This window comes from Neobacillus drentensis, from assembly GCF_036966985.1.
Lineage (GTDB): Bacteria > Bacillota > Bacilli > Bacillales > Cytobacillaceae > Neobacillus > Neobacillus drentensis_E.
In genome coordinates, this window is the sequence record NZ_JBALSN010000133.1 from 26,980 (window position 1) to 37,572 (window position 10,593).

Here is a 10,593-nt window from a genome sequence, read left to right on the forward strand (position 1 = left end):
AATCGTTTGCTAAATATCCGACTTATGACTTCAACAAAGGAGGGAACCCTTCATGGCATACAGAAAGTTAGGACGCACTAGTGCACAGCGTAAAGCTATGCTACGTGATTTAACTACAGATTTAATTATCAACGAGCGCATTGAAACAACAGAAACTCGTGCGAAAGAAATTCGTGTGACTGTTGAAAAAATGATCACTTTAGGTAAACGCGGTGATTTACATGCTCGTCGTCAAGCTGCTTCATATGTACGTAACGAAGTTGCTGATGCTGAAAACAATACAAGTGCATTACAAAAACTTTTCGCTGATATCGCTCCACGTTATACTGAGCGTCAAGGTGGATATACTCGTATTATGAAACTTGGACCACGCCGCGGTGACGGTGCACCAATGGTTATTATCGAGTTAGTTTAATAGTAATCAACAGACAACAAGGGCGCTGGACAGTTTTGTAACAAACTTGTTCTTTGCCCTTTTTCTGTAAATGAACTCTATATCATGTTAGACCCAAGCCCAAAAGAGTGTTACGATGAGCGTAACTCCAACTAGTTGGAGAAATAAAAAAGTTTGATCGTCTTCCTTTGGTGGACAGATTTAATTAAGCTTTTATTCTGCCGCATCTGTGGATGTGTGATTTGAATTACGACTCGTCTAGCTCATGCACCTCCTCCCATTTCTTTTATGAAATTCCTTTTTTGCAGTTATGACGTTACTGCATAGGGACGAGGTGCAGGCTTTTTTTTATATGTACAAGAAATATGAGCAGAGAATAGTCTAGCTGAGAGGAGGCATATCCTGATGAAAAATCCAATTGTGACTCTTGATGGAATATCTTTTCAATACGATACACAAGAACGCTATGCTCTTAATAATGTCTCCTTTGATATATATGAGGGAGAATGGCTGGCAATTGTCGGTCATAATGGTTCTGGGAAGTCGACAATGGCAAAACTACTAAATGGTCTGCAATTTCCTCAATCTGGAGAAATACATGTGTGTGGTATTAAGCTTGATGAACAAACCATATGGGATATCCGTAAAAAAATTGGGATGGTCTTTCAAAATCCTGATAACCAATTTGTTGGTACGACTGTACAGGATGATGTGGCTTTTGGTTTAGAAAATAATGGCATACCTAGAGACGAAATGGTTAAAAGAGTCGAGGATTCATTAAAGAGGGTCAAGATGGATAAGTTTCTACATCAAGAGCCCCACCATCTATCTGGAGGCCAAAAACAGCGTGTGGCAATAGCTGGTGTTCTTGCACTAAGGCCCTCGATTATCATATTGGATGAGGCAACATCGATGCTTGATCCAAAGGGTCGGGAAGAAGTATTGGAGACGGTTCGATTATTAAAAGAAGAGAAATCTTTAACCGTTATTTCAATTACACATGACTTAGATGAGGCAGCCAAGGCGGATCGGATTATTGTGATGAATAAAGGGGAAGTTTTTCGTGAAGGAATACCTGAAGAAATTTTCTCCATGGATGAACAATTAGTTCAATTAGGTTTGGATATTCCTTTTTCAGTAAAAATGACGAAATCGTTACGGGACAAGGGTATTGAACTATCGAGACACTATTTATCGGAAGAAGAGTTGGTGACAGAGTTATGGACATCTCGCTCAAGCACGTAGATTATCGGTATCAAGCAAATACTCCTTTTGAACGATTGGCCATTGCGGGCGTTTCGATTGATATTCCGACAGGGGTGTATATGGCTATAATTGGTCATACTGGCTCAGGAAAGTCCACCGTCCTCCAGCATTTAAACGCTCTTTTGCAGCCAACAAAAGGATCAGTCGTGATTGGTGATAACGAAATAAAGGCTGGGCAAAAAAATAAGAATTTGAAGAAGATCCGTCAAAAAGTTGGGATCGTTTTTCAATTCCCTGAACATCAATTGTTTGAAGAAACGGTTGAAAAGGACATTATGTTTGGGCCCATGAATTTTGGCGTTTCTGAGAGTGATGCAAAGGAACGGGCACGGATTGCCTTACATCAAGTGGGCTTAGGCGAAGAAGTCCTTCAAAAATCCCCTTTTGATCTTTCGGGGGGGCAAATGCGGCGCGTGGCAATTGCAGGTGTACTTGCTATGGAACCCGATGTTATTGTCCTGGACGAGCCAACGGCAGGGTTAGACCCTAGAGGCCGTAAAGAGGTCATGGATATGTTTTACGCTCTTCATAAAGAAAGAAAGCTTTCTACCATACTTGTCACACATAGTATGGAGGATGCTGCAAGATATGCAGACCAAATTGTCATTATGCAGCAAGGGAAGGTTGTTCAAAGAGGGACTCCGGAAGAGATTTTCTCAGCACCTGTTGAATTGGTTGAAATGGGACTGGATGTTCCCGAAGTGGTTCGGTTTCAACTGAAACTTGAGGACAAATTAGGCATTAAATTAGAGAAAATGTTCCTAACCATTGATGAACTGTCTGCTGCTGTCACTAAGGTGTTAAGTAGAGGTGTTCGCTTATGATGGATAAAATGATTTTTGGGCGCTATGTCCCGGCCGATTCGGTTCTTCATAAGATGGATCCCCGTTCTAAAATAATGATTATCTTTCTTTTTGTCTGTATTATTTTTCTGGCAAATAATGTGGTAACCTATGCACTTATTGGTATTTATACTTTTTTTATGCTCGGATTGTCGCGAGTCCCCGTGCGCTTTTTGTATGGTGGGTTGAAGCCAGTTATTTGGCTCGTCCTTTTTACATTTATTCTACAGTTGTTTTTTACAAAAGAAGGTGCCCTTTTATATGAACTAGGGCCAGTTAAGATTTATGAGGAAGGGTTAAGACAAGGGATTTTTATTTCCTTACGATTCTTTTTCTTAATTCTAATGACTTCTTTGTTGACACTGACAACCACTCCGATTGAGATTACGGATGGTCTGGAAACACTTCTACATCCTTTAAATAAAGTTCGTTTCCCTGTTCATGAGATGGCGTTAATGATGTCAATTTCACTGCGATTTATTCCCACACTTATGCAGGAAACGGATAAAATTATGAAGGCGCAAATTGCCAGAGGCGTAGAGTTCGCGAGCGGGCCGTTTATGGAACGCATCAAAGCCGTCATTCCACTGCTAATCCCTTTGTTTGTCAGTTCATTTAAACGGGCAGAGGAGTTAGCGATCGCGATGGAAGCAAGAGGCTATCGAGGCGGGGAAGGACGAACAAAGTATCGAGAGTTATCTTGGAAAAAGGCTGATTCCCTTCAGATGGTCCTTTTAGTTCTTGTAACTATTTTGTTATTCTTATTACGTTCATAATGGAGCGAAGCTATGGCAAGGTATAAATGTATCATTTCCTATGATGGTTCTGGATTTTCCGGTTATCAGGTCCAGCCTAATAAGCGGACTGTGCAGTCTGTTTTAGAATCTGTGTTAACAAAAATGCATAAGGGTGAACCAATGAAGGTTTTCGCTTCTGGACGAACAGATGCGGGTGTACATGCAAAAGGACAGGTTGTTCATTTTGATTCACCGCTCCATATTCCGGAGGAAAAATGGGGAAGAGCGTTAAATTCACTCCTTCCAGATGATATTTCTGTTCTTTCTACTGTTGCGGTGGAAGAGTCGTTTCATGCCCGTTTTGACGCAAAAGGTAAGGAATACCGTTACAAGCTTCATTTATCTTCAAATAGGGATCCCTTTTTGCGGCAATTTGCTTATCACTATCCATATGTTTTAGATTTGAATGCAATGGAACAGGCGAGTGAATCTTTCCTAGGTACCCATGACTTTACTAGTTTTTGTGCCGCAAGAACTGAAGTGGAAGATAAAGTCCGAACGATTAAAGCGATTGATTTTTCACTAGAGAATGAGTTATTGACGATCCGTTTTGTTGGAAATGGCTTTTTGTATAATATGGTTCGTATTTTAGTGGGAACTTTATTAGAAGTTGGATCAGGGGATCGCCCCCCAGAGGATATCCCAACTATTCTGGAGCAGAAAGACCGCAAGTTCGCTGGAAAAACTGCTCCTGGACATGGTTTATACCTTTGGGAAGTATTTTATGAATAGATATTTTAAAAATAAATTTCTAATACAACACAACCTGGTGTAACATTTTCTTGACATATAGGGCTGAAGAATTTATTATATTATATGTGCGTGTTTTTAATACCACGATAAAGCCCCGGAAAGTCTTCATCGTGATTGAAAATATATGACTAAAAACTTATCCGCACAAGGGTAATAGATGTTCATTCCCGGAACAGAATAGAACACTAATTACTTTAAAAGTGCGAAAACAATAATCTTTAATGGATTTAAATTAGGAGGGAAACTCATGCGTACAACGTTTATGGCAAATGCCAACACTATCGAGCGTAAATGGTACGTAATTGATGCTGAGGGCAAAACTCTTGGACGTCTTGCTTCTGAAGTAGCATCAATTTTACGTGGTAAAAACAAACCAACTTTTACACCACATGTTGACACTGGTGATAATGTAATCATTCTTAACGCTTCTAAAGTAGAACTTACTGGTAAGAAATTAACTGACAAGATTTACTACCGTCACACAAATCACCCAGGTGGTTTAAAACAAAGAACAGCTCTAGAAATGCGTACTAACTATGCTGAGAAAATGATCGAGCTTGCTGTTAAAGGTATGCTTCCAAAGAATTCTCTTGGCCGTCAAATGATCAAAAAATTACACGTATATGCTGGCAGCGAACATCCGCACCAAGCACAACAACCTGAAGTTTACGAACTTCGCGGTTAATAAAGAGGGAGGGAATTAACTTGGCACAAGTTCAATATATCGGTACAGGTCGCCGTAAGAGTTCTGTCGCACGTGTGCGTTTAGTACCAGGCACAGGTAAAATTATTGTTAATGGTCGTGAAATCGAAGATTATATCCCATTTGAAGCGTTACGTGTTGTTGTAAGACAACCATTAGTAGCTACTGAAACTGTTGGAAGCTACGATGTTCTTGTAAACGTAAGCGGTGGTGGATACACTGGTCAAGCTGGAGCAATCCGTCATGGTGTTGCTCGTGCATTATTACAAGCTGACCCTGAATTCCGTCCAACATTAAAGCGCGCTGGATTATTAACTCGTGATCCACGTATGAAAGAGCGTAAAAAATACGGTCTTAAAGGTGCTCGTCGTGCGCCTCAGTTCTCAAAACGTTAATTTTTACGTATCAAAGACTCCCGAACCTTTTGGTTTGGGAGTCTTTTTTTCTTGTGGTTATGTTTTACCAATATAGCCAACCTAGTCATGATTTTAAATACTTGAGTCTCTTTTTCAAATAGGCAGATCTGTCGTGAATGAATTGAAAAATCACTTCCGTTTCCCCATCAAATAATTCGATTTCCTTCTTTTTATATGGATCACGAAGGATATGCGGACGTAAAGTTTGATGAAGGGATGTAATTTTATTTGTTAAATAGGGTACAGTGAACTTAGTTTCCAAGATTTCTTCTAATATGTTTCTGTAAAGTGTACGAAATTCAGGTACTTGCAGAAGAAGAAAAGAAAGATGGTTCGTTTTTTTGCCGCCAATAGGAACATAATCAACCTCCATAATACCGCCGCTAACTTTCCGGCCCCAGGTGGCATCATAATCCCAAGGAATGAGTTCAAACAAGCCTGTTTTGCTATTACGATACAGGGCATAGTTATGGGTAAATCCATCATTATTCATGGTGCAGACCGCGCCTGCCAGCCACCGTGCGTATTTTTCTATGTCAATTAATTTGAAAATGATCCGTGGAAAATCAGTGAGTGGTGTGTTATTGACTTGCTTTACTAGTTCAATAAGGTATTTATCATCAGATTCATTCCCAAAGGCTTTTGTGTAGCCTGAAGTAAGGGATTTCTTACGTTTTCCCTTTTTATACAGAGAAAAGTTGGCGCCATTACCTACGGCATAAAAAATCGGACCTAAAGGGAGTCCTCTTTTTTTCAAGAATATTTCATCCACAGATTCAAGTTGTAGATACACCCCTTTTAAAGAGCCATTCCTTATTAAATTGACATGGTGACTTTCTGGAGATAAGACCCCTAAGTCCTGAAAAAAGTCGAGAGAAAGTTTGTTGCGGAAGAGTGAGGGATCTCTGTACTCGGCATTAAGGTGAATGACATGGGCATCAGAAAATGTATTTGGTTCCATGAACTTGACCATATATGATCTTTTTCGGAATTCCCGGGTATATGATCCCCGGTAGCAAATAGCAATATTATTGCGGGTATCCCCCACCTGTAAAATGGCAGGAACAGGGGTATCGCTCCAAATATCTTTTCTAAGTTTTTGTAGATTAGCTTTTTTAATTTCTAAAAAATATGATTGAATTTGGTAAGGCATTTGTTCCATAAAAACACATCCTTAATAAGCTTAATTCATCCTATTAAAGGCGTGTATAAAATGATAAAGATATTGCTCAATTCATTTCAATTTAATTTACAAACAAAGCGGATGTGAGTTCTTCCCCGCATCCGCTTTAGTTGACTAGTTGGTTTTTAACTGCATAAAGGGCGGCTTGTGTCCGATCTGCCAGCTCAAGCTTTGCTAAAAGGTTCGATACGTGAGTTTTAACCGTCTTCTCGGTAATAAATAATGCGGCAGCAATTTCTTTATTGCTTTTTCCTTTCGCGATTTCTTTTAACACATCTACCTCCCGTTTGGTTAATTCCTCTAGTAAATTTTTTTCCTGCTTGTTTTTATTGGACAAATTTGCGAGTAAATGTGAGGTAGCCTTCGGATGAAGCTGGTTTTCTCCGCTAATGATTTTTTTAATTGATGTGACCAGTTCATCAGGCTGGATATCTTTTAATTGGAACCCAGAAGCACCAGCTTCGAGCGCGGGGATGACATGATCTTGGTCGGAAAAACTGGTTAACATCATGATTTTAATTTCAGGCTGCTTTTCTTTTATGATCTTTGTTGCCTGGATTCCGTCCATTTCCGGCATGATGAGATCCATTAAGATAATATCAGGTTTTAATACTTGGGCCTGTTCAATGGCTTCTCTGCCATTAGCGGCTTCCCCGATAATTTCAAGGTCTTTTTGTGTTCGAAGAAAAAAGACCAGGCCTCTTCTGACGACATGATGGTCATCAACGATTAGGATGCGTATACTCATGTGAATTCTCCTCTCTAAAAAGGAATGCGGATCTCTATCTCTGTCCCGCTTCCTGGCTTACTCTTTATTAAAAATTGTCCGTTAAGTGATTCTGTCCGTGTTCTCATGTTTTTAAGTCCAAGCGTGGGGATCTCTACATTTTCGCTAAAATGGAAGCCGCAGCCTTGATCCTTGATGACCATCACAACTTGGTCCTTAGCGGCATGGAACATCAAGTTGACCTCAGTGATCTGGGAATGCTTCTTACAATTAGCTAACGCCTCCTGACCGATGCGCCACAATGCTTCCTCGACCTTCCCAGGAATGCTCGCTGCTCCTGTAACCTCGGTATGAATGGTTAGGCCAAGCATTTCAGCATAACTTCTCAAGGCGCTTACGATGCCATTCTCTAGCCCAAGCGGCCGTAGCTGCCATATCAATGCTCGCATCTCCCCAAGCGCTTCCTGAGCTAAGTCCTTTATATATCCGAACGTATGTTTCACATCCTCTTGTTCAGTCATTTCCACTCCTGCCCTTGCTGTTAAGCTGAGGGAAAATAACAGCTGATTAACGGAATCATGAAGATCCCTTGCCAGCCGATTTCTCTCGGCAACAAGTGCGGTTTCCTGTTCCTTCTGGGTAAGTTTAATTCGCTTTAAGGCTGTGCCAATTTGATAAGCAACAGCTTCAAGTAAAGCAAGTTCATTTTTGTTGAAATGTGTCTTATAAGGCGACCCAACATTTAAAATCCCAAATCGTTCATTTCCAGCTCCGAGCGGGACGGTGGCATGATGGGTCAGCCCGCAAGTTTCACCAGCATGTTCTTCGATTGCTTCTTCAATTCGCTTGCATTCCATAATGTTCGTTGCTTTAGTTAATTTTTTATTGTTGTATTTATTGACGCACCAACACCCACCCTGGCACATTCTTTCTTTTTGGTTAGCTGCCAAAGCAGGGGGCAGAAATTCGTCGGCTACAAGGTGATGCGTACCATGCTCATCCATTAAAAAAATCCATCCAGTTTGTAAACCAGTTACTTGGAGGAGTTTTTTCAGCACTCCAGATAAAACGTCCTTTGTATCTGTTCCTTCGTTTAATAACTCAGCGATTTCTTTTAAAATGCCAATATCTTTATTCTCCTCAGACATTATATTCCCCTCCACTGTCTGCATTTACTGTAATTATAGCTTATCGGATGGAAGTATGACGTCAAAAAGTCATAGAACAGGCTATACTTGCAGAAACTCAATAACGGTGTTATTTGGCCCTTCATAAAAAATAGTCTCCCATCCGTTTTCTAACTTGTAAGGACCCTCGATTTTTTGATGGGAATTAAATAGCTCTAGGGCTTCGCTAAGATCATTTACCTCAAAGCATAAATGTGCATTTTTCTCTTCATGTTGATTGGAGATCAGTTCCAGCCTAAAATCACCGGCAGTAAGGAACACAATTATTTCCCCCATGAAAAAAATTCGGCATTCTTCTTGAAGCCCTAAGTGCTTTTTGTAGAAAGCTACAGACTCCTCGAGATTATCGACCTCAAGACCATAATGGTGAAAACGCATGTTTGGTGCCTCCTCGGATTATAAGATTAAATTCATATCTCCAAACTCATGCCATAAATAACCTGCGTGGATGGCATGGTTATATGCTTGAAGCAAATGCAGCTCTGAAACAAAGGCGGAAAGCATATCAAGGTGGCTCGCTTGTGGTTCATGAAGACCCGTAATGATTCCGTCGGCTATTTTTAAAGCATATTGCTGGTCGATATAGAGATTGGTTGTGCCCGAAAGGACTCCATTTTTGGCCGCACTTTCCAGAGCACGAACCACGGTGGTGCCAACCGCAATGACTCGTTTGCCAGCGGCCTTTGTCGCGAGAATCCGTTCCATGGTTTGTTTAGAGATATGGTACTCCTCGACATTTTCTTCAGGTGTTTGATGATAGGAATCATCAAGCAAGTAACTTAATCCGGTATGCAATTGGATAAAATCAAGCTGGATATTCTGTCGCTTCAATTTGAATATTAACTCCCAGCTAAACGCTCTGCCTGCAGAGGGCATTTCTACGGAACCGGGATGACTGGCAAAAACGGTTTGATAGTAATCGAGTTCCCATGGCTCCTCGATATATTCATAACGGATTGGCTCGCCGAGGGCATAAATCAAATTAAATAATTCCGTTCCTTTTTTCGTAAATTCAATGATTTTTAAGGGGGAATTCCCTTTTTCGGCAATTACCATTGCGGACAAGTCTGGTGAAAATTCGAGCATATCACCCGGTTTGACTGGTGCAGCAACAATTAATGCCTCCCATAGATCTTGGCGGCATCGTCTAGCCAGTCGCACTTCTACATGGGGTATGACGGAATCCTTGTTTCGTATCCAACTGGCGTGTAAAACCGCAGGGATGGTTCGACTGTTGTTGGCAATCAGCAGGTCCCCGGGTTGGAGATAATCTGCTAAGTGGAAAAAGTGATCATGCCTGATTTCTCCTGTAGTCCGATCGAGAACCAGCATCCGGACATGGTCCCTTCGTACACCGCGTTTTTCAGGGGGAAGGGAAGCATTTAATTCATTAGGCAGATAAAAATCTAAAGCTCTTGTTGCCATCACAATCCCTCCTCTGCTTGGGCCTCAAAGCGCTGGCCATTGATTGCTGCTGCCTTTTCTGATGCTAGATAAAGAAAAATTTCGATGACATCTTCCGGCTTAGCTAATGGATAATCACAGTCGGGGACGGCCGATTGATGCATGTCAGTGTCCATTTCACCGGGATCGACCATGTTTACCCTTATATTTGTCTCCTTTAATTCATCCGCCCACGTTTGAGTGAGACCTTCAACCGCGAATTTAGAAATTCCGTATGCGCCCCATCCTGCATAACCCGTATGCCCAGCTTCGGAAGTTACATTGATAATTGATCCTTCGTTCCGCTCAAGCATCCCCGGAATGACTCTTCTTGTCACAAGGAATGGGGAAACAGCATTTACTCGCAGCACTTCCGCAAAATCTTCTTCTGGATAATCGAGCAGTAAAGGCATTGGGCTAGGGCCAAGGATAGATGCATTATTAATGAGGACATCAATGTGGCCAAATTCCTCCTCGGCCATAGCGATGAATCGTTCCACATCCCGTGATTTAGAAATATCCGCGGTAACCGCGAGAACCTCAGCACCTAATTTTTGAGCTTCTTCTTTCACTTTTAAGAGCTTTTCTGGTGTCCTTGAGCAAATCGCAAGTTTAGCTCCTTCCTTTGCAAAAGCCAATGTCAACGCTCTGCCCAACCCCTTAGACGCTCCCGTAATCATCACAACTTTATTATTCATATCCATCTCTCCCTTTGTTTCTTGATGTCTTAAGCATACAGGGATCTCGAAAATCAGCCTTCGGAAAAAAGCTTGAAGTTTTACTACAACTTTAGGATGAGAAATTGAAGAAATAACGAGTGAATAGAAGATGTCATTGACGACTAAGCAAGAGAAAAAGGAATTGCCAGGGTAGACAATAGAG

13 protein-coding genes are annotated in these 10,593 nt (G+C 41.2%); 7 read left to right on the plus strand and 6 right to left on the minus strand.

Going from position 1 to position 10,593, the window contains the following annotated elements; translation table 11 throughout:
* The first annotated feature begins 52 nt into the window (after positions 1–52).
* The 7 genes from rplQ (at position 53) to rpsI (ending at position 5,150) form a co-directional block, all read left to right on the plus strand.
* Entirely contained in the window at positions 53–415 is a 363-nt protein-coding gene (rplQ, locus tag V7659_RS09410) for a 50S ribosomal protein L17 (RefSeq protein ID WP_026565727.1), read from the plus strand.
* A 384-nt stretch (positions 416–799) separates the two neighbouring features.
* Positions 800–1,639: an energy-coupling factor ABC transporter ATP-binding protein gene (locus tag V7659_RS09415; protein WP_335539640.1), complete on the plus strand. Its 840-nt coding sequence runs from the start codon at positions 800–802 to the stop codon at positions 1,637–1,639.
* Positions 1,615–2,484, plus strand: a complete 870-nt coding sequence (locus V7659_RS09420) for an energy-coupling factor ABC transporter ATP-binding protein (protein WP_335539641.1) — start codon at positions 1,615–1,617, stop codon at positions 2,482–2,484. The genes V7659_RS09415 and V7659_RS09420 overlap by 25 nt, the downstream gene beginning before the upstream one ends.
* Positions 2,481–3,278, plus strand: a complete 798-nt coding sequence (locus V7659_RS09425; RefSeq protein WP_335539643.1) for an energy-coupling factor transporter transmembrane component T family protein — start codon at positions 2,481–2,483, stop codon at positions 3,276–3,278. The genes V7659_RS09420 and V7659_RS09425 overlap by 4 nt, the downstream gene beginning before the upstream one ends.
* A 12-nt stretch (positions 3,279–3,290) precedes the next feature.
* Positions 3,291–4,031: a tRNA pseudouridine(38-40) synthase TruA gene (gene truA / locus V7659_RS09430; protein ID WP_335539645.1), complete on the plus strand. Its 741-nt coding sequence runs from the start codon at positions 3,291–3,293 to the stop codon at positions 4,029–4,031.
* 268 nt (positions 4,032–4,299) lie between these two features.
* Positions 4,300–4,737: a 50S ribosomal protein L13 gene (gene rplM / locus V7659_RS09435; protein WP_026565722.1), complete on the plus strand. Its 438-nt coding sequence runs from the start codon at positions 4,300–4,302 to the stop codon at positions 4,735–4,737.
* A 20-nt stretch (positions 4,738–4,757) separates the two neighbouring features.
* Positions 4,758–5,150: a 30S ribosomal protein S9 gene (gene rpsI / locus V7659_RS09440; protein ID WP_026565721.1), complete on the plus strand. Its 393-nt coding sequence runs from the start codon at positions 4,758–4,760 to the stop codon at positions 5,148–5,150.
* A gap of 85 nt (positions 5,151–5,235) precedes the next feature.
* Here the strand turns inward: rpsI and V7659_RS09445 are convergent, their stop codons facing one another.
* The 6 genes from V7659_RS09445 to V7659_RS09470 form a co-directional block, all read right to left on the minus strand.
* The gene (locus tag V7659_RS09445) at positions 5,236–6,324 is read right to left on the minus strand and encodes a CotH kinase family protein (protein WP_335539655.1); all 1,089 of its coding nucleotides are present in this window, start codon (positions 6,322–6,324) and stop codon (positions 5,236–5,238) included.
* A gap of 136 nt (positions 6,325–6,460) precedes the next feature.
* Positions 6,461–7,102: a response regulator transcription factor gene (locus tag V7659_RS09450; protein ID WP_335539646.1), complete on the minus strand. Its 642-nt coding sequence runs from the start codon at positions 7,100–7,102 to the stop codon at positions 6,461–6,463.
* 14 nt (positions 7,103–7,116) lie between these two features.
* Positions 7,117–8,232, minus strand: coding sequence for a GAF domain-containing sensor histidine kinase (locus V7659_RS09455; protein ID WP_420491308.1), 1,116 nt, complete (start codon positions 8,230–8,232; stop codon positions 7,117–7,119).
* A gap of 78 nt (positions 8,233–8,310) precedes the next feature.
* Positions 8,311–8,646: a VOC family protein gene (locus tag V7659_RS09460; RefSeq protein WP_335539649.1), complete on the minus strand. Its 336-nt coding sequence runs from the start codon at positions 8,644–8,646 to the stop codon at positions 8,311–8,313.
* Between the two features lie 18 nt (positions 8,647–8,664).
* Positions 8,665–9,693: an S-adenosylmethionine:tRNA ribosyltransferase-isomerase gene (locus V7659_RS09465; protein WP_335539651.1), complete on the minus strand. Its 1,029-nt coding sequence runs from the start codon at positions 9,691–9,693 to the stop codon at positions 8,665–8,667.
* Positions 9,693–10,593: SDR family NAD(P)-dependent oxidoreductase (locus V7659_RS09470; protein WP_335539653.1), on the minus strand; the 901-nt coding region annotated here is incomplete at its 5' end. The genes V7659_RS09470 and V7659_RS09465, both read right to left, overlap by 1 nt.

What these genes read in the sequence shown, in the direction of transcription:
- V7659_RS09450 (WP_335539646.1), bottom strand. Translation starts at nt 7,102, where the DNA reads ATGAGTATACGCATCCTAATCGTTGATGACCATCATGTCGTCAGAAGA.
- V7659_RS09425 (WP_335539643.1), top strand. Translation starts at nt 2,481, where the DNA reads ATGATGGATAAAATGATTTTTGGGCGCTATGTCCCGGCCGATTCGGTT.
- rplM (WP_026565722.1), top strand. Translation starts at nt 4,300, where the DNA reads ATGCGTACAACGTTTATGGCAAATGCCAACACTATCGAGCGTAAATGG.
- V7659_RS09465 (WP_335539651.1), bottom strand. Translation starts at nt 9,693, where the DNA reads ATGGCAACAAGAGCTTTAGATTTTTATCTGCCTAATGAATTAAATGCT.
- V7659_RS09415 (WP_335539640.1), top strand. Translation starts at nt 800, where the DNA reads ATGAAAAATCCAATTGTGACTCTTGATGGAATATCTTTTCAATACGAT.
- V7659_RS09460 (WP_335539649.1), bottom strand. Translation starts at nt 8,646, where the DNA reads ATGCGTTTTCACCATTATGGTCTTGAGGTCGATAATCTCGAGGAGTCT.
- rplQ (WP_026565727.1), top strand. Translation starts at nt 53, where the DNA reads ATGGCATACAGAAAGTTAGGACGCACTAGTGCACAGCGTAAAGCTATG.
- V7659_RS09445 (WP_335539655.1), bottom strand. Translation starts at nt 6,324, where the DNA reads ATGCCTTACCAAATTCAATCATATTTTTTAGAAATTAAAAAAGCTAAT.
- V7659_RS09420 (WP_335539641.1), top strand. Translation starts at nt 1,615, where the DNA reads ATGGACATCTCGCTCAAGCACGTAGATTATCGGTATCAAGCAAATACT.
- truA (WP_335539645.1), top strand. Translation starts at nt 3,291, where the DNA reads ATGGCAAGGTATAAATGTATCATTTCCTATGATGGTTCTGGATTTTCC.